25 protein-coding genes are annotated in these 25,196 nt (G+C 63.2%); 10 read left to right on the forward strand and 15 right to left on the reverse strand.

Going from position 1 to position 25,196, the window contains the following annotated elements; translation table 11 throughout:
- The first annotated feature begins 167 nt into the window (after positions 1 to 167).
- From ydcS to ACIPIJ_RS03150, 5 genes are all read left to right on the forward strand, one after another.
- Positions 168 to 1,319 carry a putative ABC transporter substrate-binding protein YdcS gene (ydcS, locus tag ACIPIJ_RS03130; protein ID WP_401072588.1) on the forward strand — a complete coding sequence of 384 codons (1,152 nt, stop codon included), beginning with the start codon at positions 168 to 170 and terminating at the stop codon, positions 1,317 to 1,319.
- A gap of 138 nt (positions 1,320 to 1,457) precedes the next feature.
- Positions 1,458 to 2,498 carry an ABC transporter ATP-binding protein gene (locus ACIPIJ_RS03135; protein ID WP_401072590.1) on the forward strand — a complete coding sequence of 347 codons (1,041 nt, stop codon included), beginning with the start codon at positions 1,458 to 1,460 and terminating at the stop codon, positions 2,496 to 2,498.
- A 1-nt stretch (position 2,499) separates the two neighbouring features.
- Positions 2,500 to 3,411, forward strand: a complete 912-nt coding sequence (locus ACIPIJ_RS03140; protein ID WP_401072592.1) for an ABC transporter permease — start codon at positions 2,500 to 2,502, stop codon at positions 3,409 to 3,411.
- The gene (locus ACIPIJ_RS03145) at positions 3,401 to 4,207 is read left to right on the forward strand and encodes an ABC transporter permease (protein WP_401072594.1); all 807 of its coding nucleotides are present in this window, start codon (positions 3,401 to 3,403) and stop codon (positions 4,205 to 4,207) included. Before ACIPIJ_RS03140 ends, ACIPIJ_RS03145 begins: the two co-directional genes overlap by 11 nt.
- Before the next feature lie 17 nt (positions 4,208 to 4,224).
- Complete coding sequence (locus ACIPIJ_RS03150; RefSeq protein ID WP_401072596.1) at positions 4,225 to 5,649, forward strand: gamma-aminobutyraldehyde dehydrogenase; 1,425 nt, start codon at positions 4,225 to 4,227, stop codon at positions 5,647 to 5,649.
- 65 nt (positions 5,650 to 5,714) lie between these two features.
- On the opposite strand, the gene ACIPIJ_RS03155 is transcribed toward ACIPIJ_RS03150, so the two are convergent.
- The 3 genes from ACIPIJ_RS03155 to ACIPIJ_RS03165 all read right to left on the reverse strand — a co-directional run bounded on the left by ACIPIJ_RS03155 (position 5,715) and on the right by ACIPIJ_RS03165 (position 9,217).
- Positions 5,715 to 6,821 (reverse strand): NADH:flavin oxidoreductase/NADH oxidase, encoded by a 1,107-nt coding sequence (locus tag ACIPIJ_RS03155; RefSeq protein WP_401072598.1) that lies wholly within the window; start codon positions 6,819 to 6,821, stop codon positions 5,715 to 5,717.
- Positions 6,822 to 6,951: 130 nt separating this feature from the next.
- A complete protein-coding gene (gene recJ, locus ACIPIJ_RS03160) occupies positions 6,952 to 8,661 on the reverse strand; it encodes a single-stranded-DNA-specific exonuclease RecJ (RefSeq protein ID WP_401072600.1) in 1,710 nt (569 codons plus the stop codon).
- Positions 8,662 to 8,674: 13 nt separating this feature from the next.
- Positions 8,675 to 9,217, reverse strand: coding sequence for a YaeQ family protein (locus ACIPIJ_RS03165; protein ID WP_401072602.1), 543 nt, complete (start codon positions 9,215 to 9,217; stop codon positions 8,675 to 8,677).
- 132 nt (positions 9,218 to 9,349) lie between these two features.
- On the opposite strand from ACIPIJ_RS03165, the gene ACIPIJ_RS03170 reads away from it, so the two are divergent.
- Positions 9,350 to 10,549 carry a CaiB/BaiF CoA transferase family protein gene (locus tag ACIPIJ_RS03170; RefSeq protein WP_401072604.1) on the forward strand — a complete coding sequence of 400 codons (1,200 nt, stop codon included), beginning with the start codon at positions 9,350 to 9,352 and terminating at the stop codon, positions 10,547 to 10,549.
- A gap of 14 nt (positions 10,550 to 10,563) precedes the next feature.
- Positions 10,564 to 11,421, forward strand: a complete 858-nt coding sequence (locus tag ACIPIJ_RS03175) for a TIGR02285 family protein (RefSeq protein WP_401072606.1) — start codon at positions 10,564 to 10,566, stop codon at positions 11,419 to 11,421.
- Between the two features lie 129 nt (positions 11,422 to 11,550).
- On the opposite strand, the gene ACIPIJ_RS03180 is transcribed toward ACIPIJ_RS03175, so the two are convergent.
- The 12 genes from ACIPIJ_RS03180 to ffh all read right to left on the reverse strand — a co-directional run bounded on the left by ACIPIJ_RS03180 (position 11,551) and on the right by ffh (position 21,373).
- The gene (locus tag ACIPIJ_RS03180; RefSeq protein WP_401072608.1) at positions 11,551 to 11,832 is read right to left on the reverse strand and encodes a DUF3509 domain-containing protein; all 282 of its coding nucleotides are present in this window, start codon (positions 11,830 to 11,832) and stop codon (positions 11,551 to 11,553) included.
- 79 nt (positions 11,833 to 11,911) lie between these two features.
- The gene (locus ACIPIJ_RS03185) at positions 11,912 to 12,316 is read right to left on the reverse strand and encodes a histidine kinase (RefSeq protein ID WP_401072610.1); all 405 of its coding nucleotides are present in this window, start codon (positions 12,314 to 12,316) and stop codon (positions 11,912 to 11,914) included.
- A gap of 124 nt (positions 12,317 to 12,440) precedes the next feature.
- Entirely contained in the window at positions 12,441 to 13,850 is a 1,410-nt protein-coding gene (gene thrC / locus ACIPIJ_RS03190; protein ID WP_401072612.1) for a threonine synthase, read from the reverse strand.
- A 56-nt stretch (positions 13,851 to 13,906) separates the two neighbouring features.
- Entirely contained in the window at positions 13,907 to 15,211 is a 1,305-nt protein-coding gene (locus ACIPIJ_RS03195) for a homoserine dehydrogenase (RefSeq protein WP_401072614.1), read from the reverse strand.
- Between the two features lie 82 nt (positions 15,212 to 15,293).
- Complete coding sequence (locus ACIPIJ_RS03200) at positions 15,294 to 16,055, reverse strand: thioredoxin fold domain-containing protein (protein WP_401072616.1); 762 nt, start codon at positions 16,053 to 16,055, stop codon at positions 15,294 to 15,296.
- A gap of 153 nt (positions 16,056 to 16,208) precedes the next feature.
- Positions 16,209 to 17,105 (reverse strand): site-specific tyrosine recombinase XerD, encoded by an 897-nt coding sequence (gene xerD, locus ACIPIJ_RS03205; RefSeq protein WP_401072618.1) that lies wholly within the window; start codon positions 17,103 to 17,105, stop codon positions 16,209 to 16,211.
- A 212-nt stretch (positions 17,106 to 17,317) separates the two neighbouring features.
- Positions 17,318 to 17,725, reverse strand: coding sequence for an acyl-CoA thioesterase (locus tag ACIPIJ_RS03210; RefSeq protein WP_401072620.1), 408 nt, complete (start codon positions 17,723 to 17,725; stop codon positions 17,318 to 17,320).
- A 93-nt stretch (positions 17,726 to 17,818) separates the two neighbouring features.
- Complete coding sequence (rplS, locus tag ACIPIJ_RS03215; RefSeq protein WP_008094487.1) at positions 17,819 to 18,169, reverse strand: 50S ribosomal protein L19; 351 nt, start codon at positions 18,167 to 18,169, stop codon at positions 17,819 to 17,821.
- Between the two features lie 42 nt (positions 18,170 to 18,211).
- Entirely contained in the window at positions 18,212 to 18,964 is a 753-nt protein-coding gene (gene trmD / locus ACIPIJ_RS03220) for a tRNA (guanosine(37)-N1)-methyltransferase TrmD (protein WP_401072622.1), read from the reverse strand.
- Between the two features lie 3 nt (positions 18,965 to 18,967).
- Positions 18,968 to 19,504 (reverse strand): ribosome maturation factor RimM, encoded by a 537-nt coding sequence (gene rimM / locus ACIPIJ_RS03225; RefSeq protein ID WP_401072624.1) that lies wholly within the window; start codon positions 19,502 to 19,504, stop codon positions 18,968 to 18,970.
- Positions 19,505 to 19,509: 5 nt separating this feature from the next.
- Positions 19,510 to 19,761: a 30S ribosomal protein S16 gene (gene rpsP / locus ACIPIJ_RS03230; protein WP_008094480.1), complete on the reverse strand. Its 252-nt coding sequence runs from the start codon at positions 19,759 to 19,761 to the stop codon at positions 19,510 to 19,512.
- Between the two features lie 235 nt (positions 19,762 to 19,996).
- Complete coding sequence (ffh, locus tag ACIPIJ_RS03235) at positions 19,997 to 21,373, reverse strand: signal recognition particle protein (protein ID WP_401072626.1); 1,377 nt, start codon at positions 21,371 to 21,373, stop codon at positions 19,997 to 19,999.
- Between the two features lie 204 nt (positions 21,374 to 21,577).
- On the opposite strand from ffh, the gene ACIPIJ_RS03240 reads away from it, so the two are divergent.
- From ACIPIJ_RS03240 to ACIPIJ_RS03250, 3 genes are all read left to right on the forward strand, one after another.
- Positions 21,578 to 22,387 carry an inner membrane protein YpjD gene (locus tag ACIPIJ_RS03240; protein WP_401072628.1) on the forward strand — a complete coding sequence of 270 codons (810 nt, stop codon included), beginning with the start codon at positions 21,578 to 21,580 and terminating at the stop codon, positions 22,385 to 22,387.
- Positions 22,388 to 22,396: 9 nt separating this feature from the next.
- Entirely contained in the window at positions 22,397 to 23,602 is a 1,206-nt protein-coding gene (locus tag ACIPIJ_RS03245; protein WP_401072630.1) for a transporter associated domain-containing protein, read from the forward strand.
- A 275-nt stretch (positions 23,603 to 23,877) separates the two neighbouring features.
- Positions 23,878 to 25,176: an MFS transporter gene (locus ACIPIJ_RS03250; protein ID WP_401072632.1), complete on the forward strand. Its 1,299-nt coding sequence runs from the start codon at positions 23,878 to 23,880 to the stop codon at positions 25,174 to 25,176.
- Positions 25,177 to 25,196: the final 20 nt, after the last annotated feature.

Consider the following 25,196-nt stretch of genomic DNA (forward strand, 5'->3'; position numbering starts at 1 on the left):
GGTCGGAGGCCACTCCTGGATTTGCTTCCGGATGTTGCGTTGGCGGGCAAAAAGCCAACTAGACTCGTCTTCGCCAACAAGCTGCACAAGCGCACTACGCTTATGACAACCGCTCCACGGCTTTCTTGATGACTGCCCCGACCAAGATCTCCAAAAGAGGGAACACCATGTCAGTGCACAAGACCGCATTGCTCGGCGCCTTGACCGGCGCACGGCTGGCCAGCGCCGGCCTGCAGGCCGCCGAGCTGCCCAAGGCCCTGGGCGCCGGCGAAGGCCGCCTGGATATCGTCGCCTGGCCCGGCTACATCGAACGCGGCGAGAGCGACAAGGCCTATGACTGGGTCACCGGCTTCGAGAAAGACACCGGCTGCAAGGTCAGCGTCAAGACCGCTGCCACCTCCGACGAAATGGTCAGCCTGATGAACAAGGGCGGCTACGACCTGGTCACCGCCTCCGGCGATGCCTCGCTGCGCCTGATCGTCGGCAAGAAGGTGCAGCCCATCAACACCGCGCTGATCCCCAACTGGAAAAACCTCGACCCGCGCCTGCAGAACGGTGGCTGGTACGTGGTCGACAAACAAGTTTTTGGCACCCCATACCAGTGGGGGCCGAACGTGCTGCTGTACAGCACCAAGACCTTCAAGCAGGCGCCGAACAGCTGGAGCGTGGTGTTCGAACCGCAGGACCTGCCCGATGGCAAACCCAACAAAGGCCGCGTGCAGGCGTATGACGGGCCGATCTACATCGCCGACGCGGCCTTGTACCTGAAGTCGGCCAAGCCCGAGCTGGGCATCCAGGACCCGTACGAGCTGAATGAAACCCAGTACAAGGCCGTGCTCGACCTGCTGCGCCAGCAGCAGCCGTTGATCCACCGCTACTGGCATGACGCCACGGTGCAGATGAGCGATGTGAAGAACGAAGGCGTGGTCGCCTCCAGCTCCTGGGGCTACATGGTCAATGGCCTGAAGGCCGAGAACCAGCCGGTGGCCTCGACCATACCGAAGGAAGGCGCCACTGGCTGGGCCGACACCACCATGCTGCACAGCGAGGCCAAGCACCCCAACTGTGCCTATAAATGGATGGACTGGTCGCTGCAGCCCAAGGTACAGGGTGACGTAGCGGCCTGGTTCGGCTCGCTGCCGGCGGTGCCGGCAGCCTGCACCGGCAGTGAGCTGCTGGGGGCCGAGGGCTGCAAGACCAACGGCTTCGACAACTTCGACAAGATCGCTTTCTGGAAAACCCCGCAGGCCCAGGGTGGCAAGTTTGTTCCGTACAGCCGCTGGACGCAGGATTACATTGCAATCATGGGCGGGCGCTAAGTTCGACTTAGCCTGAACCTCCCGCTTCGCAGGACAAGCCCGCCCCCACACTGACAGCGGTGTCGTCAATCCCAGTGGGAGCCGGCTTGCCGGCGATGAGGCCGGTGTTGGCAACACAAGCACAGCTGAGTACCACCCATGCCCCTAGCCGTCCAGTTCACCCAGGTATCGCGCGCCTTCGGCGAGGTCAAGGCCGTCGACCAAGTCAGCATCGACATCATCGACGGCGAGTTCTTCTCCATGCTCGGCCCATCCGGCTCGGGCAAGACCACCTGCCTGCGCCTGATCGCCGGCTTTGAGCAACCCAACAGCGGCTCTATCCGCATCCATGGTGTCGAGGCCGCCGGCGTGCCGCCTTACCAACGCGACGTCAACACCGTATTCCAGGACTACGCGCTGTTCCCGCACATGAATGTGCGCGACAACATCGCCTACGGCCTCAAGGTCAGAGGTGTGGCCAAGGCCGAGCGACATGCACGCGCCGAGGAGGCCCTGGCCATGGTGGCCCTGGCGGGTTATGGCGAGCGCAAACCGGCACAGCTGTCCGGTGGCCAGCGCCAACGCGTGGCCCTGGCGCGCGCCTTGGTCAATCGGCCACGGGTGCTGCTGCTCGACGAACCACTCGGCGCCCTCGACCTGAAACTGCGCGAACAGATGCAGGGCGAGCTGAAAAAGCTGCAGCGCCAGCTGGGCATCACGTTCATCTTCGTCACCCATGACCAGACCGAGGCATTATCGATGTCGGACCGAGTAGCGGTATTCAACCGCGGCCGCATCGAACAGGTCGATACACCGCGCAACCTCTACATGAAGCCCGCCACGACTTTCGTCGCCGAATTCGTCGGCACTTCCAACGTGGTGCGCGGCGATCTGGCCGAGCAACTCAGCGGCAGCCGGGCACCCTTCTCCATTCGCCCCGAGCATATCCGCCTACTGAGCCAACCTGGGGCCGGCGACGGTGTGCAGATCAGCGGCCTGCTGCGCGATATCCAGTACCAGGGCAGCGCCACCCGCTATGAACTGCAGCTGGACAGTGGCCAGCTGCTGGCAGTCAGCCAGGCCAACGACCGCTGGCACGAGCAGCCCTGTGACTGGCAGCCCGGCCAACGGCTGCAAGCGCATTGGCCGCGCGAGGCAATGACGGCACTGCAGGAAACCGTCATGACCGAGGGCCTGTGACATGAGCCCGTTGCGCAGCTTCGCCACCCTGCTCTACCGCCGCCCCAACCTGTACCTGCTGTTGCTGCTGATCCCCCCTCTGACCTGGTTCGGCGCTATTTACCTGGGCTCGTTGCTCAACCTGCTGTGGCAAGGCTTCTACACCTTCGACGACTTCACCATGGCGGTCACCCCGACGCTGACCCTGAGCAACTTCGCCGCGCTGTTCAACCCGGCGAACTTCGACATCATCCTGCGCACCCTGACCATGGCCGTGGCGGTATCGCTGGCCAGCGCCGTGCTGGCCTTCCCCATCGCCTACTACATGGCGCGCTACACCCGCGGCAAGACCAAGGCGTTCTTCTACATCGCGGTGATGATGCCGATGTGGGCCAGCTACATCGTCAAGACCTACGCCTGGACCCTGCTGCTGGCCAAGGGCGGCGTGGCCCAGTGGTTCGTCCAGCAACTGCACCTGGAAAGCCTGCTGCAGGCGCTGCTGAGCGTGCCTGGGGTGGGCGGCAGCACGCTGTCGACCTCGCACCTGGGGCGCTTCCTGGTGTTCGTGTACATCTGGCTGCCGTTCATGATCCTGCCGGTGCAAGCCTCGCTGGAGCGCCTGCCGCCGTCATTGCTGCAGGCCTCGGCAGACCTCGGCGCCCGGCCCGGGCAAACTTTCCTGCAAGTGATCCTGCCACTGTCGATACCGGGCATCGCTGCCGGTTCGATCTTCACCTTCTCGCTGACCCTGGGCGACTTCATCGTGCCGCAGCTGGTCGGCCCGCCGGGCTACTTCATCGGCAGCATGGTCTACGCCCAGCAAGGCGCGATTGGCAACATGCCGATGGCCGCAGCCTTTACCCTGGTGCCGATCGTGCTGATCGCGGTGTACCTGGCCATCGTCAAGCGCCTGGGGGCCTTCGATGCACTCTGAAAAAGCTTCGACAGGCCTGCGCCTGGCGGCCTGGGGCGGGTTGCTGTTCCTGCACTTCCCGATCCTGATCATCTTCCTCTATGCCTTCAACACCGAAGACGCGGCGTTCAGTTTCCCGCCCAAGGGTTTCACCCTCAAATGGTTCGCCGTGGCCTTCGCCCGCCCGGACGTGCTCGAAGCGATCAAGCTGTCGCTGCAAGTGGCTTGCCTGGCCACGCTGATCGCCCTGGTGCTCGGCACCCTGGCCTCGGCGGCATTGTACCGGCGCAGCTTTTTCGGCAAGGAGAGCATCTCGCTGATGCTCATCCTGCCGATCGCCCTGCCCGGCATCATCACCGGACTCGCCCTGCTGTCGGCGTTCAAGGCACTGGGCATCGAGCCCGGCTTGCTCACCATCGTGGTCGGCCATGCCACCTTCTGTGTGGTGATCGTCTACAACAACGTGATCGCCCGCCTGCGGCGCACTTCGCAGAGCCTGATCGAAGCGTCGATGGACCTGGGCGCCGATGGCTGGCAGACCTTTCGCTACATCATCCTGCCCAACCTCGGCTCGGCGCTGCTGGCCGGTGGCATGCTGGCCTTCGCCCTGTCGTTCGACGAAATCATCGTCACCACCTTCACCGCCGGCCACGAACGCACCTTGCCAATCTGGCTGCTCAACCAGCTCAGCCGCCCACGCGACGTGCCTGTGACCAACGTGGTCGCCATGCTGGTGATGCTGGTGACCATGCTGCCGATCCTCGGCGCCTATTACCTGACCCGCAGCGGTGAAAGCGTCGCCGGCAGCGGCAAATGACCCACAAGGAGCCCCCGATGCAAACGCACATGCTGATCAATGGTCGCCTGGTCGCAGGCGAAGGCCCGGTCTGGACGGTACTCAACCCGGCCGATGGCAGCGCTTTGGCGCAGATCAACGAGGCCACCGAGGCCCAGGTCGATACCGCCGTACGCGCCGCCGACCAGGCCTTTGACAGCTGGTCGCAGACCAGCCCCAAGGAACGCTCGCTGGCACTGCTGGCGCTGGCCGAGATCATCGAGGCGCACGCCGATGAACTGGCCCGGCTGGAGTCGCAGAACTGCGGCAAACCGTTCAGCGCGGCCCTCAACGACGAGTTACCAGCCATCGCCGACGTCTTCCGCTACTTTGCCGGCGCCACCCGCTGCCTGGGTGGCTCGGCGGCGGGTGAATACTTGCCCGGCCACACTTCGATGATCCGTCGTGACCCGCTGGGCGTGGTTGCATCGATCGCACCGTGGAATTACCCGCTGATGATGCTGGCGTGGAAGATCGCCCCGGCCCTGGCCGCCGGCAATACCGTGGTCATCAAGCCGTCCGAGCTGACCCCGCTGACCGCCCTGCGCCTGGGCGATCTTGCCAAGAGCGTGTTGCCGGCCGGCGTGCTGAACATCCTCTTCGGCCGCGGCCAGACCGTCGGCAACCCGCTGGTCACCCACCCCAAAGTGCGCATGGTCTCGCTGACCGGCTCGATCCCCACCGGCGCGCACATTATCGGCGCCACCGCCGACAGTGTGAAGCGCATGCACATGGAGCTGGGTGGCAAGGCGCCGGTGCTGGTGTTCGATGATGCCGACATCGATGCCGCCATCGACGGCATCCGTACTTTCGGCTTCTACAACGCAGGCCAGGACTGCACCGCCGCCTGCCGCCTGTATGTGCAGGCAGGCATCTACGAGCGCTTCGTCGAGCGCCTTGGCAAGGCCGTGGCCAGCCTGAAAACCGGCCTGCAGGACGCCGAAGACACCGAGCTCGGCCCATTGATCAGCGCCCAGCACCGAGACAAGGTGGCCGGCCTGGTCGGCCGCGCCATTGCCCAGCCGCACATACGGCTGGTCACCGGGGGCAAGGCGGTGGCCGGGGATGGCTTCTTCTTCGAGCCCACGGTGCTGGCCGATACCTTGCAGGATGACGAGATCGTCCGCCACGAAGTGTTCGGCCCGGTGGTGTCGGTAACGCGTTTTACCGACGAAGCCCAGGCGCTGGAATGGGCCAACGACTCGGAATACGGCCTGGCCTCATCGGTGTGGACCCGCGACACCGGCCGTGCCCACCGCCTGGCGGCGCGGCTGCAATACGGCTGCACCTGGGTCAACACCCACTTCATGCTGGTCAGCGAAATGCCCCATGGCGGGCAGAAGCATTCAGGGTACGGGAAGGACCTGTCGATGTATGGACTGGAGGATTACACCTGTGTGCGGCATGTGATGATCAAGCATTGAGCCCGAAGTGACATCACCCGGCCTCTTCGCCGGCAAGCCGGCGAAGAGGCCGGAACAGGCTAAAGCTAATCCCGCAGATCCGACTCATGGATCGGGTTCGCCCGGCTGGTCGCCCGTTGATACTGCGCCGGCCAAGTCGCCCTGTTGCCACCCAGGTCGTCATCGGCATGCAACGGCCAGTAGGGGTCGCGCAGCAGTTCGCGAGCCAGGAAGATCAGGTCGGCCTGCCCGGTGCGCAGGATGTGTTCGGCCTGGGCGGGTTCGGTGATCATGCCCACCGTGCCGGTGGCGATTTCCGATTCCTTGCGTACGCGCTCGGCGAAGCGGGTCTGGTAGCCGGGGCCGGTGGGGATCTCTGCATTCACCGAAGTACCGCCGGAGGACACGTCGATCAGGTCGACCCCCAACGCACGCAGCCGGCGCGCCAGTTCCACGGTTTCGTCCGGGTTCCAGCCATCTTCCACCCAATCGGTGGCCGAAACGCGAACGAACACCGGTAGCTCTTGCGGCCAGACCTTGCGCACCGCTTCGGTTACCTGCAGGGTCAGGCGAATGCGGTTTTCGAAGCAACTGCCGTATTCGTCGCGGCGCTGGTTGCTCAGCGGCGAGAGGAACTGGTGCAGCAGGTAGCCATGGGCGGCGTGGATTTCCACCACCTTGAAACCTGCCTCCAATGCCCGTTCGGTCGCTTTGACGAACGCGGCGACTACATCCTGAATTTCGTCCTGGCTCAACTCACGCGGTGCCGTGTGTTCAGGGTCGAAGGCAATCTTCGACGGCCCCACCGGCTGCCAGCCACCGTCTTCAAGTTTGACGCTGCCATGCTTGCCCAGCCATGGGCGATGGGTGCTGGCCTTACGCCCGGCGTGGGCCAGCTGAATACCCGGCACGGCGCCTTGCGCAGTAATGAAGCGGGTGATGCGTTGCAGGGGGGCGATCTGTTCATCGGTCCACAGGCCAAGGTCTTCAGCGGTGATGCGACCTTCAGCAGTTACCGCCACCGCTTCGCTGATGACCAGCCCCGCCCCGCCCACGGCGCGGCTGCCTAAATGGACGAGGTGCCAATCGTTGGCCAGGCCATCGATGGCGGAATACTGGCACATCGGCGAGACCGCGATGCGGTTGGGCAACGTCAGCTGACGCAGGGTGTAAGGCTCGAGCAGCAGGCTCATGAGGGCACCTCCCAAAGACTCCAATGGTGATCCGGCCCGGACACTCATGCACGACGCTGGCCCGGTATCGGTCATTCTTCAGACTAGACCAGATTGGTAGCCGGGAAGGTCCCTGGGGTTTGCACCGCCTTCAGCGCGGCTCGATGTGAGCGATCATCAGCTGCACACTTTCATTACCGCGGAACTCGTTCACATCCAACTTGTACGCCAGCTCCACCCAGCGCACGGTGGGGTTGGGCCACACCTCGCGGTCGATACCGAAGGCAATGCCGTCCAGGCGTACCGAGCCGCATTCGCTCTTGAGCACCACCTTCAGGTGCCGCTCACCGACCACGCGTTGCTCGACCAACTGGAACACGCCATGGAACAACGGCTCGGGGAAGTGCTGCCCCCAAGGCCCGGCGTGGCGCAGGGCTTTGGCCAAGTCGAGGTGAAACTCCTCCACCGCCAGGCTGCCATCGGACAGAAGGCGCCCGGTGAGGTCTTCTTCGCGCAACTGGCGCCGGACTTCTTCGTCGAACGCCTCGGCAAACGCCGGGAAGTTGCCCTCAGGCAGCGACAGCCCCGCCGCCATGGCATGCCCGCCGAACTTGCTGATCAACTGCGGATGACGCGCCGCCACTGCATCCAGCGCATCGCGGATATGGAACCCCGGCACCGAGCGCGCCGAGCCTTTGAGCATGCCTTCGCCGGCATCGGCAAAGGCGATGGTCGGGCGGTGGTAACGCTCCTTCAGGCGTGAGGCAAGAATGCCGATCACGCCCTGGTGCCAGTCGGCATCGAACAGGCACAGGCCATAGGGCATGGACTCGACCGGCAGGTCCTTGAGCTGGGCCAGCGCCTCGCGCTGCATGCCCTGCTCGATCGACTTGCGGTCCTGGTTCAAATCATCCAGCTGTTGGGCCATGTCCTGGGCCTGGGCCGCGTCTTCGCACAGCAGGCACTCGATGCCCAGGCTCATGTCGTCCAGGCGCCCGGCGGCGTTGAGCCGTGGGCCGAGAATAAAGCCGAGGTCGGTGGAGGTGATGCGCCGATGATCGCGGCGCGCCACTTCCAGAATCGCCTTCAGCCCCGGCCGTGCGCGGCCAGCGCGGATGCGCTCCAGGCCCTGGTGCACGAGAATGCGGTTGTTGGCATCCAGCGGCACCACGTCAGCAACGCTGCCCAGGGCTACCAGGTCGAGCAGTTCACCGATATTCGGTTGGGCCTGGGTTGCATAGCGCCCCTGGCTGCGCAGGCGCGCGCGCAAGGCCATGAGCACGTAGAAAATCACCCCGACACCGGCCAGCGACTTGCTCGGGAAGTCGCAGCCCGGCTGGTTCGGGTTGACGATGGCATCGGCATCCGGCAGCTGCTGGCCCGGGAGGTGGTGGTCGGTGACCAGCACCTTGAGCCCAGCCGCCTTGGCCGCCGCGACACCTTCGACGCTGGAGATGCCGTTATCGACAGTAACCAGCAAATGCGGCTGGCGCTGCAGCGCCACTTCGACGATCTCCGGGGTCAGGCCGTAGCCATACTCGAAACGATTGGGCACCAGGTAATCGACATGGGCGGCACCCAGCAGGCGCAGGCCGAGCATACCCACGGTACTGGCGGTGGCGCCGTCGGCATCGAAGTCGCCGACGATGAGGATGCGCTGGCGCTGGTCGAGGGCTTCGATCAGCAGGTCCACCGCCGCATCGATGCCCTTCAACTGCTGATACGGCAGCAGCCGTGCCAGGCTCTTGTCCAGCTCGGCCTCGGACTGCACGCCACGGGCAGCGTACAGGCGGGTCAGCAAGGGTGGCAGGTTACCCAGAAATGGCAGGGTCGGTGGCAGCGGGCGAGGTTCGATACGCATGGGGTCTGTCGGCTCAGCCGCGCTCGCCGAGCAGCCACTGCAGCTGCACTTCGTGCTGGCCACGGTCGTCGGTGACGAACACCGTGCCTTCGCTGATCATCACGTCCCACTTGATGCTGCGTGGCATCTCGGTAGCCAGGGTTTCAAGCACTTCCTGAGGCACCGCGGCGATGTTCAGGTTCTTCAGGTTCTTGACCGCACCCACCACCTTGCTCTCCCAAACCCGCAGGCTGCCGTAAGCCAGCAAGCTGGTGCGCTCGGTGCGACGGGAACACCAGGTCAGGCGGTCAGCGTCCGGTTGGCCGACTTCGATCCAGTGCAGAACGCGGTCGTCCAGGCTCTTTTCCCACAATGCCGGCTCATCGACATCCGACAAACCGCGGCCAAATGACAGATTCTCGTTGTACCACAGCGCATAAGCCAACAGACGAACCGCCATACGCTCTTCAGTTTCCGAAGGATGACGTGCAATGGTCTGCTTGACGCTTTCGTACACGCCGCGATCGAGATCGGTCAGGTTCAGTTCGAATTTGTAGGTGGTGGACGGCTGGGCCATGGTCGACGGGCTTCTTGCGCAAAGAAAAGTCACACAGTCTAACCGATCCTGATCTTCGTTGCCCCGCAGCAGTATCTGCCGTTACCGACCTATGATAAAACCACGGCTCTGCCCTGATGCCACGGATGCCTCATGTCTACGCCCAGCAAACCCCTCGCCGGCCTGAAAGTCATCGAGCTTGGCACCCTGATCGCCGGCCCGTTCGCCTCACGCATCTGCGCCGAATTCGGTGCCGAGGTGGTCAAGGTCGAGTCACCTGACGGCGGCGACCCGCTGCGCAAATGGCGCAAGCTGTACGAGGGCACGTCGCTGTGGTGGTTCGTGCAGGCGCGCAACAAGCAATCGCTGACGCTGAACCTCAAGCACCCGGAAGGCCGTGAGATCCTCAAAAAGCTGCTGGCCCAGGCCGACATTCTCATCGAGAACTTCCGCCCCGGCGTGCTGGAAAAACTCGGCTTGGGCTGGGACGTCCTGCACGCCCTCAACCCGAAACTGGTGATGGTGCGCCTGTCGGGCTTCGGCCAGACCGGGCCGATGAAGGATCAGCCAGGCTTCGGCGCCGTGGGGGAGTCGATGGGCGGCCTGCGCTACATCACCGGCTTCGACGACCGCCCACCGGTGCGCACCGGCATTTCCATCGGCGACTCGATCGCGGCGCTGTGGGGCGTGATCGGCGCGCTGATGGCGCTGCGTCACCGCGAAGTCAACGGCGGCCACGGCCAGGTGGTGGATGTGGCACTGTACGAGGCGATCTTCGCCATGATGGAAAGCATGGTCCCGGAGTTCGATGTGTTCGGCTTCATCCGCGAGCGCACCGGCAACATCATGCCGGGCATCACGCCCTCCTCCATCCACACCAGCGCCGACGGCAAGCACGTGCAAATCGGCGCCAATGGCGATGCGATCTTCAAGCGCTTCATGCAGGCCATCGGCCGAGACGATCTGGCCGATGACCCCACGCTGGCCAGCAATGATGGCCGCGACGCGCGGCGTGACGAGCTGTACGGGGTGATCGACCGCTGGGCCAACAGCCTGCCCCTGGAGCCATTGATGCAGACACTGACCGCGGCCGAAGTGCCGGCCAGCCGCATCTATTCGGCAGAAGACATGTTCAACGACCCGCAATACCTGGCCCGCGAGATGTTCCTGCAGGCCCGTCTGCCAGATGGCAAACCGTTCAAGATGCCGGGCATCGTGCCCAAGCTGTCGGAGACGCCCGGCTCCACCGAATGGGTAGGCCCGGCACTGGGTGAACATACCGATGCCCTGCTCACCACCCTGGGTTATGGCACCGCCGCCATTGCCGCCTTGCGCCAGGCAGGCACGGTCTGAGATTGCCTTCACCCATGCGCATGCTGGCCTTGCTGTGCGGGCTGCTGTTCGGCATCGTCGGCGCACCGGCGCAGGCCAAGGAACGCCTGCTGTGGCTGGTCCGTGACCTGCCGCCTTTCACCATCTTCGAGGGTGCGGAAAAAGGCCAGGGCGTGATCGACCAGATGTTGCCGCTGTTGATCCAGCAGATGCCCGAGTACGACCACGCCATTGTGCGGGTCAACCGGGCACGCGGCATCCAGATGCTGCAAGACCCAAACAGTTTCACCTGCGACCCAACCCTGCTGTGGACACCGGAACGTGCCAAATTCGTGCATTTCTCCGAACCGACACTGGGTGTGATGAGCGGTGGGTTGGTAATACACAAGCAAGGCGAGGCAAGGCTGGCACCCTTTCTGGATGGCCAGCAGATCGACCTCAAGGGTTTGCTGAGCGCCACCCAACTGAAGCTCGGCATCGTCGCCGAACGCAGCTACAGCACACAGATTGACGACATCCTGCGGCAACTGCCCGATACCGTGTTCAACCGCCACTACGGCAACGATGCCACTGCCAGCCTGCTGCAGATGCAGCGCCTGGGGCGCCTGCAACTGGTGCTGGGCTACTGGCCGGAAGTGCGTTACCTGATCCAGCAGCAAGGTGGATCGCTGGATGAGTACCAGTTTCACCCGATACAAGGGGTGAACCGCTACCAGTTCCTGCATGTAGGTTGCTCCGACTCGCCGTTGGGGCGCGAAGCCGTCGCGCACATCGACCAGCTGTTGCCTGCGCTACGCCAAGGCACCCTGCCAGCGCTTTATGCACGGTGGCTGGACCCGGAGCTGCAGGCGGATTACCTGGAACAGAGCAAACACTTCTTCGAAGCGCCGTAAAAAAAGAAACCCCGGACGCTGGGGAGGACGCCCGGGGCCAATCGCAAGCCCTGTCGGGCTTCCCGCGACAGCCTGCCATCACCGGAGCTGTGTGCTGGCGGGCTACGCGTACTGTCTATGATTAGCCAGCTAAGCAAAGGTTCCCTGGGGCTGCTGTCGTTGCTGCAGCGCGGCGATGACACAGGGTTGCAGGCGCCCTTCGGCAATCTGCAAGTCACGGTGCAAGCCGTCGACCAGGTCGATGAGCAGGCTCTGCTCCTGCAACTGGCGCAGGCTGACCGTGCGGCGCAAGGTGGTGCCGCCGAGGCTGTCGAATATGGTCAATTGGCGATTGCCGTTGGCATCCGCGGTGCCGAGCTGGGTCTGGTAGGGGCTCAGGGCGTCATTAAGCAGTCTGCAGATTCTTTCCATCCGGATCACTCGCTGCGTGGTGGGACATGAAGGAACTGACCAGCAAGCGCAGCGGAAAGTTCGTTACGCCGCGGCTGTTTCAGTGAGCATGCGTGGGCGATGTGACCGTTTGAATACGCCGCAAGGCCTGCTGCCACTGCAACACCGGCAAGGGCCACGGTAGATCGGCGAGTACCCAGAGCCCGCGCCGCCGTGCTTCTTTGGCCAGGTTCGGGCGGCTCGCGTTGGCTTGGCCGGTAAACAGCAGTGCGCGCGAAGCTTCGTTGCGCTTGATGCGTTCGAGCAAGGCAACCCCGCCGGCCAGGGCCAGCGCATGGTCGAGGATCAGCAGGTCGGCTTTACGCTGACGCGCCAGGCAGGCATCGAGGTCGGCAAGGTCGAGAGTAACGCGCACGCGGAAAATGCCCTGGGCGTTACACGCCTGGTGCAGGAGGACCTGATGGGAAGGCAGTGCCTGGTGAATCAACACGTAGGGCTGATGCATGAGCCGCTCCTGGAGGAAGGACCGGCCAATTTAAGTAAGGCGCTGAGCACCCTAAATAGGAAAATTCTGAATCAGCTGAAGGAAACCACTAAAAAGGGCCGCTATGCGGCCCTTCTTGAGTCAGTTAAAGCGGCTTGCCGCGATTACCGTGCTGGCTGACGAAGGCCTGGATCGCCTTGAGGTCGTTGGGCAGCACCGTGCAACGCTCTTCGCGGCTGAACAGGTCGCTCAGGTGCGCAGGCAGCTCAAGCGCCTTGCCGACACCTGCCTTCTCCACCGCTTCCGGGAACTTGACCGGGTGCGCAGTGCCCAGCACCACCATCGGTGTGTCCAGGCTGCGGCGGCACTCACGGGCGGCCTTGACGCCGATCGCAGTGTGCGGGTCGAGCACTTCACCGGTGCTGGCGAAGACTTCGGCGATGGTCTCGCAGGTCTGCTCATCGCTGACTGCCAGCGAGTCGAACAGCTTGCGGGCCTCGGTCCAGCGGTCCTGGTCGACGCTGAAGCCGCCGCCCTGCTTGAAGTTGGCCATCAGTTCGGCAATAGCGGCGCCGTTGCGCCCGTGCAGGTCGAACAGCAGGCGCTCGAAGTTGGACGAAACCATGATGTCCATCGACGGCGAAAGGGTCGCGTGCAGGGTGTCCTTGACGTACTGGTTGCCGCTCATGAAGCGGTGCAGGATGTCGTTGCGGTTGGTCGCGACCACCAGCTGGCTGATCGGCAGGCCCATGTTGCGCGCCAGGTAGCCGGCAAAAATGTCGCCAAAGTTGCCGGTCGGTACCGAGAACGCCACCGAACGCGCCGGGCCACCCAACTGCAGGGCTGCGTGGAAGTAGTAGACGATCTGGGCCATGATCCGCGCCCAGTTGATCGAGTTGACCGCCACCAGGCGCGTGCCCTTGAGGAACGACTGGTCGGCGAAGCTGGCCTTCACCATCTCCTGGCAGTCGTCGAAGTTGCCTTCGACCGCGATGTTGTGGATGTTGTCACCGAAGATGGTGGTCATCTGCCGGCGCTGCACTTCCGACACACGTTGGTGTGGGTGCAGGATGAAGATATCGACGTTGTCGCAACGGCGGCAGCCTTCGATGGCGGCTGAGCCGGTATCGCCACTGGTGGCACCGACGATCACCACACGCTCGTTGCGCTTGGCGAGCACGTGGTCGAGCAGGCGCCCGAGCAGTTGCAGGGCGAAATCCTTGAAGGCCAGGGTCGGGCCGTGGAACAGCTCCAGGACCCACTCGTTACTGTTCAACTGACGCAGCGGAGCCACCGCAGCGTGGGCGAACTCACCGTAGGTCTCTTCGAGGATCTTCTTGAAGTCGGCGTCGGCGATGCTGCCCTCGACGAACGGGCGCATCACGCGGAAGGCCAGCTCGTGGTAAGGCAGGCCGGCCCAGGAGGCAATTTCTTCCTGGGTGAAGCGTGGCAGGTTTTCTGGCACGTACAGGCCGCCATCGGTGGCGAGGCCGGCCAGCAGGACGTCTTCGAAATTCAGGGCCGGTGCCTGGCCGCGGGTACTGATATAACGCATGGCTTCAAACCTTCGATACTGGGGGCCCGGGCCGCCCGAGCGGCCCGACGGCGATATTAGTTAAGCTGTTCTACGCGGATCCGCACGACCTTGCCAACCACGTCCTGCAGGGCTTCCAGGGCGACGATGGCGTCGTTGATGCGCTGCTCGACCACACCGTGGGTCAGCAGGATCATCGGCACCAGGCCATCCTGCTCCTCGGCTTCCTTCTGCATGATCGACTCTATGTTGATACCCCGCTCCGAAAGGATGCTCGCCACCTGGGCCAGCACGCCCGGATGATCCTTGGCCTGGATGCGCAGGTAGTAGGCACTCTGGCAGGCTTCGATCGGCAGGATCGGGTGAGCCGACAGCGAGTCCGGCTGGAAGGCCAGGTGCGGCACGCGGTTTTCCGGGTCGGAAGTCATGGCGCGGACCACGTCGACCAGGTCGGCAACGACCGACGAAGCGGTCGGCTCCATGCCGGCACCCGCGCCGTAGTACAAGGTGGACCCGGCAGCGTCACCATTGACCATCACAGCGTTCATCACGCCATTAACGTTGGCGATCAGGCGGTCGCTCGGGATCAGCGTCGGGTGTACGCGCAGCTCGATGCCTTCGGCCGTACGGCGGGCCACGCCCAGGTGCTTGATGCGGTAACCCAGGGCTTCGGCATAGTTCACGTCAGCGGTAGTCAGCTGGGTGATGCCCTCGGTGTAGGCCTTGTCGAACTGCAGCGGAATGCCAAAGGCGATGGACGCCAGGATGGTCAGCTTGTGTGCGGCATCGATGCCTTCGACGTCGAAGGTCGGGTCGGCTTCGGCATAACCCAGCGCCTGGGCTTCGGCCAGCACGTCGGGGAAGGCGCGGCCTTTTTCACGCATCTCGGTGAGGATGAAGTTGCCGGTGCCGTTGATGATGCCGGCCAGCCAATTGATGCGGTTGGCCGACAGGCCTTCGCGAATGGCCTTGATCACCGGGATGCCGCCGGCCACTGCGGCTTCAAAGGCGACGATGACGCCCTTCTCGCGGGCCTTGGCGAAAATTTCGTTGCCGTGCACGGCAATCAGCGCCTTGTTGGCGGTAACGACATGCTTGCCGTTTTCGATGGCCTTGAGCACCAGGTCGCGAGCGATGGTGTAGCCACCGATCAGCTCGATGACAATGTCGATCTCCGGGTTGCTCGCAACGTCGAACACATCAGCGGTAATGGGGGTACCGGTAATCTGGCAGTTCGGGTTCTGCGAGCGCATGGCGATCTGTGCCACTTCAATACCGCGCCCGGCACGGCGGGCAATCTCCTCGGCGTTGCGCTGAAGTACATTGAAGGTTCCGCCACCGACGGTCCCCAACCCACAGATGCCTACTTTGACCGGTTTCACAGTGAACTCCCCATTGAACGGCCGGCACCTGCGCCGACCGTGAAACATGCCGTCACCCCATGACGACGGCGTACTGAATGAATTACTTGGCTGCTTGCTGCTGGCCGGCCAGGGCCAGCTTCGCTACCTGCGGCGCCGGCTGATAGCCCGGGATCACCTGGCCGCTTTCGAGCACGATCGCCGGCGTGCCGTTGACGCCGATCGACTGGCCCAGCTGGAACTGCTTGCTGACCGGGTTGGCGCACTTGGCGGCCTTGATTTCCTTACCCTCGACCATCTTGTCCAGCGCCGCGCGGCGGTCGCTGGAACACCACACGGCCTGCAACTGCTGGTCACCCGGCGAGCCGAGGCCCTGGCGGGGGAAGGCGACATAGCGCACTTCGATACCGCGGCGGTTCAGCTCTGGCACTTCGGCGTGCAGCTTGTGGCAGTAAGGGCAGGTGGTGTCGGTGAAGACGGTGATGTGCGACTTGGTTTCGCCCTTGGCAGGATAAACCACCATCTCGGCGGCTGGAATGCCGTTGATGAGCTTGGCAACGCCTTGGCGCTCGGTCTTTTCGGTCAGGTTGACCGGCTTGCCGTCCTGGATCTGGTAGAGGTAGCCCTGCATGACGAACTGGCCATCGGCGCTGGCGTACAGCACGCGGCCGCCTTGCAGCTTGACTTCATAAAGGCCGTTGAGCGGGCTGCTGGCAACGCTTTCTACCGGCACTTCCAGCTCGAGGTTCTGCAACGACTTGCGAATGGCCTGCTCGGCCCCGGCATTGCTGTCGGTTGCCGCGGCAACGGCAAAGGTACTGGCCAGCGCCAACGCGGCGGCGGCGAAAAACTGGGTCACGCGCATGGGAACTCCTGAAGGCGGACAGGGGCCGGAAGGCGTCACCTGCGTAAATAACGCGGCGACCGTGCGGCCCTTGGTGCAAACCGCCCAAGCCTACCACAACACGCTAGCCAGTAAGGGGCTTGCGAGTACCGGTCGGCGGAACATGAAAATCATTCATCCACGGGGGTGGTGCTGGGCGTGCAGTTGCTGCAGGCGCGCCTTGGCCACATGGGTGTAGATCTGCGTGGTCGACAAGTCGCTGTGGCCCAGCAGCATCTGCACCACGCGCAGGTCGGCGCCGTGGTTGAGCAGGTGGGTGGCAAAGGCGTGGCGCAGGGTGTGCGGCGACAGCGACTTGTCGATCCCGGCCACCTGCGCCTGATGCTTGATGCGGTGCCAGAAGGTCTGGCGGGTCATCTGCTCGCCGCGCTGGCTAGGGAACAGCACGTCGCTTGGTCGACCGTTGAGCAGCTCGGCGCGGCCATCGCGCAGGTAGCGTTCCAGCCACAACACCGCCTCCTCGCCCATCGGCACCAGGCGCTCCTTGCTGCCCTTGCCCATCACCCGCAGCACACCCTGGCGCAGATTGACCTGGTCCAAGGTCAGGCTGACCAGCTCGGTAACGCGCAGGCCGCAGGCGTACAGGACCTCAAGCATGGCGCGATCGCGCTGACCGATGGCTTCGCCAAGGTCCGGGGCCTGCAGCAGCGCCTCGACATCGGCCTCCGACAGGGTCTTGGGCAAGGGCTTGCCCAACTGCGGCATCTCGACCTGCAGGGTCGGGTCGACACCAATCAGCTTTTCCCGCAGCAAGTAGCGGAAAAACCCCCGCAGACCTGAGAGAAAACGCGCGGTGGAACGCGGCTTGTAACCCTGGTCGAGGCGCCAGGCCAAGTGATCGAATATCAGCTCGCGACCGACGTCGGGCAAGGTCATGCCGCGCGCCTGCAGCCAGCCGTTGAACAGGGCGAGGTCGCTGCGATAGGAGACGCGGGTATTGTCGGACAGGCCTTTTTCCAGCCACAGGGCGTCAAGAAACTGGTCGATCAGAGGGTGGTCGAGGGCTGGCATGGAAACTCGGTGGCAAACGACGAATTGGCGCTTAGTCTTTCATAACAACGCTGGCATAGGGAGCCTGCATGAACGAACAGCAGCCCCTTCTGCGGCTGGGTGCACGTAGCGAGCCACCACAACCCGCTCACACCGCAGCCCGGCTGGGACCTTGGTGGCGCTGATCGTGCCAGCACCCGTTACCGGCACGCCAGGCACGCCAGGTTGAGGCCTCAATCCTGCGACAGCACCGGCACCGGGCGCTTGTCCTCATCGATGGCAACGAAGCTGAACACGCCATGGATAGCGCGCTCGCGCCCGTCCAGGTACATGTTTTCGACAAACACATCCACCTGCACCTGCAGGCTGGTGTTGCCCACCTTGGTCACCGTGCCCACCAGTTCGACAATCGAGCCCGCCGGGATCGGGTGCTTGAAATCGATACGGTCGGTGGACACGGTCACCAGCGGCAGGCGGCAGAAGCGCGTGGCGGCGATGAACGACACTTCGTCCATCCAGGCCAGCGCGGTGCCGCCGAACAGGGTGTTGTGGTGGTTGGTGGTGTTGGGGAACACCGCTTTGGTCACGCGGGTCACCGACAACTCGGTGCGGCGCTGGATTTCCTGGTCTCGGCTGGTCATGTCCGTCACTTTCTCGGCTTTCAAAACGCAAAAAAGCAGCCCGAAGGCTGCTTTTTTCTCGCTAGGCGGCCTTGGCCACCGGGCAAACTGTACTCAGGACAGTTTTTCCTTGATGCGAGCGGCTTTGCCGGACAGGTCACGCAGGTAGTACAGCTTGGCTTTACGCACGTCACCACGACGTTTCACGGCCAGGCTGTCGATCTGCGGGCTGTAGGTCTGGAAGGTACGCTCTACACCAACGCCGCTCGAGATCTTGCGCACGGTGAAGGCGCTGTTCAGACCACGGTTACGCTTGGCGATAACGACGCCTTCGAACGCCTGCAGACGGGAACGCTCACCTTCCTTCACTTTAACCTGAACGACGATGGTGTCGCCTGGTGCGAAGGTCGGGATTTCCTTGCTCATCTGCTCTGCTTCGAGCTGCTGGATGATCTTGTTGGTCATGCTGTGCTCCTAAGATGGATACTTGATCCACCATCGATACGTTTATCTATCGTCCCGCTCGCGGAGATATTCCTCGAGCAGCTTCTTCTCTTCTCCAGAAAGCGAGCGACTTTCCAGAAGATCGGCGCGTCGTTCGAAGGTCCTACCAAGGGACTGCTTCATCCTCCAACGCCGGATATGTGCATGGTTGCCACTTAGCAACACGTCGGGTACACGCTGATCCGCATACACCTCAGGTCGGGTGTAGTGCGGGCAATCCAGCAAGCCATCGGTGAAGGAGTCTTCCTCCGCCGAGCCTACATGCCCTAAAGCTCCGGGCAGCAGCCGTGTAACCGCATCGATCAGTACCATGGCCGGCAGCTCGCCACCGGAAAGCACATAGTCGCCAATCGACCACTCTTCATCGACATAAGCATCAATAAAACGCTCGTCAATGCCTTCATAACGGCCGGCGATCAGGATCAAAGATTCCTGTTCGGCCAAGCCTTTGACCGCTTGCTGATCCAGCTTGCGGCCTTGCGGCGAAAGGTAGATAACCTTTGCCGATGCTCCGGTCGCTTGCCTGGCGCTAACCAGTGCGTCTTCCAGAGGCTTGATTTTCATCACCATGCCCGGACCACCGCCAAACGGCCGATCATCCACGGTATGGTGGCGATCTGTGGTGTAGTCCCGCGGGTTCCAGCAAGTCACCTGAAGCAACCCCTGTTTCACCGCGCGGCTGGTAATGCCGTACTCCGTGATGGCCGAGAACATCTCGGGGAACAACGTGATGACGTCTACGCGAAGGTTACCCATCGTTTAGAAGTCCGCGTCCCATTCAACCTGCATCACGCCTGCTTCCAGGTCGATTGCCAGCACGCATTGCGCCGTATAGGGCAACAGACGCTCGCGATCATCCAGGCTGCCTGCGCAGGGCTTGACCACCATTACATCGTTCGCACCGGTCTCCAACAGGTGATCGACCTTGCCGAACAGCTGTTCGTCCTGGTTGATGACCTTCAGGCCCTGCAGCTGGTACCAGTAGTACTCGTCTGCGGCCAGGTTGGGCAAAAGGCTCCGCGGTATGCAGATTTCAAAGCCGCTCAGAAGACGGGCTTCATCACGATCTTCGAGGCCTTTCAGTTTCACGACCAGGCCCTTTTGGGAGCCACGACCGCTGACCAGCTCGACCTGCTTTACCTTGCCTTCGTGCCGAAGCGTCCAGCGTGGATAATCCAACAGGTTTTCAATCGGATCGGTAAAGGAATACACCTTCACCTCGCCGCGAACGCCGTGAACCGAAAAAATCTTGCCAACGACGATGAGGTCGTCAGCCTTTTCTGGCGTCGCGTTCATATTTCTTAGGCAGCGGCCTTGGCAGCGTCCTTCAGCAGCTGAGCAACACGCTCAGACGGCTGCGCGCCCTGGCTCAGCCAGTAGGTGACGCGTTCCTGGTTGACCGACAGCTTGACTTCGGCGCCCGATGCGATCGGGTTGAAGAAGCCAACGCGCTCAACGAAACGGCCGTCACGGGCGTTACGCGAGTTGGTCACGGTCAGGTGGTAGAAAGGGCGCTTTTTCGAGCCGCCACGGGCAAGACGAATGGTTACCATGTGAACATCGTTCCTATAGTCGGTGCTGCAAATCTGAATGCCAAATAGGCACACGCGTGCCCAAAAGGCCGCATATTCTCGGGGAATACACGGACATTTGCAAATGACTTTTTCGGCAAGGCCTCGCCACGCCGTCCAGATCTGCCGGTTAAGCCGCAGATTATGCGGCCGTTGCCCCGCCGCAGCGGGGGTTCAGAGCGCTCGTCCGGTAAAAGACAAGCACTCGGAATAGGGGTTACAGCTTCGGCATGCCGCCGCCAGGCAGCATCCCGCCCAGGCCGCGCATCATCTTGGCCATGCCGCCCTTGGCGGAGAATTTCTTCATCATCTTCTGCATCTGCTTGTGCTGCTTGATCAGCCGGCCGATATCCTGCACCTGGGTGCCGGAGCCGAGGGCGATGCGGCGCTTGCGCGAACCGCTGATCAGCTCCGGGTCACGGCGCTCGGCCGGGGTCATGGAGTTGATGATCGCTTCCATCTGCTTGAACTGTTTCTCGGCCGCGCCCTGGGCATTGCCCATCTGCGACAGGTTGACCCCGCCGATGCTCGGCAGCTTGTCCATCAGGCCGCCCAGGCCGCCCATGTTCTTCATCTGTTGTAGCTGGTCGCGGAAGTCTTCGAGGTCGAAGCCCTTGCCCTTCTTCAGCTTCTTGGCCAGCTTGTCGGCCTTGGCCTTGTCGATGGTCTGCTCGGCCTGCTCGATCAGGCTGAGCACGTCGCCCATGCCGAGGATGCGCGAGGCGACACGGTCCGGGTGGAATGGCTCGAGGGCCTCGGTCTTTTCACCCATACCGATGAACTTGATCGGTTTGCCGGTGATGGCACGTACCGACAGCGCGGCACCACCACGGGCGTCGCCGTCGACCTTGGTCAGCACCACACCGGTCAGCGGCAGGGCTTCGCCAAAGGCCTTGGCGGTGTTGGCGGCGTCCTGGCCGGTCATGGCGTCGACCACGAACAGCGTTTCGATGGGCTTGACCGCGGCATGCAGCGCCTTGATCTCGTCCATCATGTCGGTGTCGATGTGCAGACGGCCGGCGGTGTCGACGATGACCACGTCGATGAACTTGAGCTTGGCTTCGCGGATGGCCGCTTCGGCGATGGCCACAGGCTTCTGGCTGATGTCAGACGGGAAGAAGGTCACGCCGATGTCGTTGGCCAGGGTTTCCAGCTGCTTGATCGCCGCCGGGCGGTAGACGTCGGCCGACACCACCATCACGCTTTTCTTCTTGCGCTCTTTGAGGAAGCGCGCCAGTTTGCCGGCGGTGGTGGTTTTACCCGCGCCCTGCAAGCCGGCCATCAGCACCACGGCGGGCGGTGCGGCATTCAGCGCGAGGTCTTCATTGGCCGCGCCCATCAGGCTTTCAAGCTCAGCCTGGACAATCTTCACGAACGCCTGGCCGGGCGTCAGGCTGCGCGACACTTCGGTGCCGACCGCACGCTCCTTGACGCTGTTGACGAAATCCTTGACCACCGGCAGGGCAACGTCGGCCTCGAGCAGGGCCATGCGCACTTCGCGCAACGTGTCCTTGATGTTGTCTTCAGTCAGCTTGGCCTTGCCGGTGACATGGCGCAGCGTCTGTGACAGGCGGTCGGTCAGGTTTTCGAACATGGTGATCCTTTCAGGCCCAGTAAAAGCCGAGGTTTGTCAGGCGCCCAGGTGAAAATGCACACGCGCTGGGCACAGCAAGGCGGCGATTATAGCGAAGAGCGGCGGCGGCGCACACCTCGGCTTCCCAGCGGCAAGCATCAGTCTTCCTAGACCAGCGCGATCTATGCCAAACTCCGTCTCTTTAAGGCTTGCCCACCAGGACTTATGTTCTCCTCACCCAGCCTCATCCCCAACCTGATCGCCGCCGGCCTTTATATAGCAGCGACCGTTTATCAGGGTTCGCGCCTGGCCCAGTCGAGCAAAGCCGACAAACGGCTGCTCGGACTGCTCGGCGCACTCGCCGTGATCGCGCAAGGCGGCGCGCTGTTCTTCCAGCTGATCACCCCGCTGGGCCTGAGCCTCGATTTTTTCAGCGCTGCCAGCCTGATCGCCGTGGCGGTCATCAGCCTGACCCTGCTCGCCTGCCTGCGCATACCGGTGGAAAACCTGCTGGTGCTGCTGTTCCCGCTCGGCGCGGTGACGGCCCTGCTGGCCCAGTTCGCGCCTCCCGGCACGGTGCCGCTGATCAATGAGCAACCGGGAATCCTTGCGCACATCCTGCTATCGATCCTGGCCTACGGCCTGTTCACCATCGCGGTGTTCCAGTCGCTGCTGCTGTTGCTGCAGGACCGCCAGTTGAAAAACAAGCACCCGTCCGGCCTGATCCGTAACTTCCCGCCGCTGCAAACCATGGAAAGCCTGCTGTTTGGCTTCCTCTGGGCCGGCTGGTGCCTGTTGTCGCTGTCGTTGATTTCCGGCTGGCTGTTCCTCGATAACCTGTTCGCCCAGCACCTGGTGCACAAAACCTTGCTGGCCTGCGTGGCCTGGGTCGTCTTCAGCGTTCTGCTGTGGGGCCGCACCCGCCTGGGCTGGCGTGGGCACAAGGCGATCCGCTGGACGCTGGCCGGTTTCTGCCTGCTGATGCTGGCCTATTTCGGCAGCAAGCTGGTTCGCGAATTCATCCTGCATATCTGACGGTCGCCCATGGACACCCTGCCGTACGCACCGCTACTCGGCACTCTGGCACTGGCGCTGCTGTGGTCGGCGCTCTTCAGCGCGGTGGATGCCGCCCGCCTGCAGCTCAATGGCTCGCTACGCCCAGGCGATGATGGCCAGCCGCCCCTGCCGGCCCAGGCCCTGGTGCTGTGCGCCAGCCTGGGCAAGCTGCTGGTGCTGGGGCTGGCCTGCCTGATCGGCCAGCGCTACAGCGGCGAGCACGGGTTCTGGCTGGCGGGCCTGGTCGCCACCGTGGCCTTGCTGATTTTTGCCGAATACCTGCCACGGCGCCTGGCGCGGCGCAACCCGCTGGCCTTCATCAGCCTGGGCGCCAGCCTGCTGAAGTTTCCGCTTGCCGTTGTGCAACCTTTCGCCTGCCTGCTGGACGGCTGCGCCAAACTGATCCTTCGGCCTTTCCGCGCGCAACCCCTGGCCGTCGCCCTGCACCCGCAGGCCGATGATGATTTCGCCGAAGATGAAGACCACGAGATGCCGCGCCATGGCTTGCTCGATGGCCTGCAGTCGCTGGACAAGGTCACCGTCAACGACATCCTGGTGCCGCGCAACGAAGTCGACGGTATCAACCTGGACGAGCCGATCGAGCGGATCATCGAACAGTTGATCGTCAGCCGCCACACGCGCTTGCCGGTTTACCACAACGACATCAACCAGGTCGAAGCGATCCTCAACACCAAGCTGATCAGCCACCTGCTGCCCAAGGCCGAACTGACCCTGGAGAAGCTACACGGCGCGTGTTACGAGCCCTACTTCGTGCCCGAGAGCACCCCATTGCAGCTGCAACTGCTGAATTTCCACAAGCAGCAACGGCGCCTGGGCGTGGTGGTGGACGAATACGGCGAGGTGCAGGGCATCGTCACCCTGGAAGACATCCTCGAAGAGATCGTCGGCGAGTTCGAGGAAGAACACAGCCTCGACAACCCCCACGTGCATCCGCAGCCCGATGGCACGTTTGTCATCGAGGGCACTGCCTCGCTGCGTGAGATCAACCGTACCCTCGGCTGGCACCTGCCCTGTGACGGCGGCCCGAAAACCCTCAACGGGCTGGTGACCGAAGCGTTGGAGAGCATCCCGGAAAGCGCTGTTTGCCTGAAGATCGGCCGCTATCGCCTGGAAATCCTCGAAACAGAGGACAATTGCGCCAGCAAGGTACTGGTGTGGACCGTGACCCGCTAGCTATACTCGGGTCACGCTTACCCAGCCCCGCCGTCCCGCCTGCTACCCGCACCCGGCGCCCCACGGCCAGTCCGCTCCACTGACACGCCCCGCGGTCCTGCTTCAACACCCCGAACAGTGCCCGCTCCCGCCCCTATCCCCCTTGGGCTATCGTCAGTCGGGCGAGCAAAAGAACAATACGCTCCGGCGTCCGCGCAACCGTGCCTGCCCTTGTCAGCGCGCGCCTACGCGGATCAGGCCCATGGAGCACGACCAGACTGTCAGGGACCTACTTAATGACCACCAGCACCTATGCCGAAGCGCCTGCCGCGCCGGTCAACTCGCCTGCGCGGGTGGCCACCGCCAGCTTCATCGGCACTGCCATCGAGTTCTACGACTTCTACGTTTACGCCACTGCCGCCGCCCTGGTGATAGGCCCGGTGTTCTTCCCGTCCGGGTCGGGCACCGCGCAGATGCTCGCGGCCTTTCTTACCTTCGGTATCGCCTTCCTCGCCCGGCCCCTGGGCTCGGCGCTGTTCGGCCACTTCGGCGATCGCATCGGGCGCAAATCGACCCTGGTTGCCTCGCTGCTGCTGATGGGGGTGTCCACCACGTTGATCGGCGTGCTCCCGGGCTACGACAGCATCGGCGTGTGGGCGCCGATCATTCTTTGCCTGCTGCGCTTTGGCCAAGGCCTGGGCCTGGGCGGTGAATGGGGAGGTGCGGCGTTGCTGGCCACCGAAAACGCCCCACCCGGCAAACGCGCCTGGTTCGGCATGTTCCCGCAGCTTGGCCCGTCGATCGGCTTCCTGGCCGCCAACGGCCTGTTCCTCAGCTTGGCCCTGACGCTGAGTGACGAGCAGTTCCGTGAATGGGGCTGGCGAATTCCGTTCCTGCTCAGCGCCGCGCTGGTGCTGGTAGGCCTGTACGTGCGCCTGAAACTGGAAGAAAGCCCGGTGTTCGCCAAAGCCGTCGCGCGCCATGAACGGGTGAAAATGCCGGTGGTCGACCTGTTCAGCAAGTACTGGCTGCCGACCCTGCTGGGCGCTGCGGCAATGGTGGTGTGCTATGCACTGTTCTACATCTCCACGGTGTTCTCGCTGAGCTACGGGGTTACGACCCTGGGCTACAGCCGTGAAACCTTCCTGGGCCTGCTGTGCTTCGCCGTGGTCTTCATGGCCCTGGCCACACCGCTTTCGGCATGGCTCAGCGACCGCTACGGGCGCAAACCGGTGCTGATCGTCGGCGGCCTGCTGGCGGTGGCTTCGGGCTTTACCATGGAGCCGTTGCTGACCTCGGGCTCGACCACGGGTGTGGCGCTGTTCCTGGCCATCGAACTGTTTTTGATGGGCGTGACCTTCGCGCCGATGGGGGCGTTGCTGCCCGAGTTGTTCCCGACCCATGTGCGGTATACCGGCGCATCGGCGGCGTACAACCTGGGTGGCATCGTGGGGGCTTCGGCGGCGCCGTTCTTTGCTCAGAAACTGGTGAGCATGGGCGGGTTGAGCTGGGTGGGTGGTTATGTGTCGGTGGCAGCGGTGATCAGCTTGATTGCTGTGTTGTGCCTGAAAGAGACCCGCAACACCGAGCTTTAATGAACGGGGGCCGCAGAGCG

The organism is Pseudomonas sp. NPDC087185, from assembly GCF_044744955.1.
Classification (GTDB): Bacteria; Pseudomonadota; Gammaproteobacteria; order Pseudomonadales; family Pseudomonadaceae; genus Aquipseudomonas.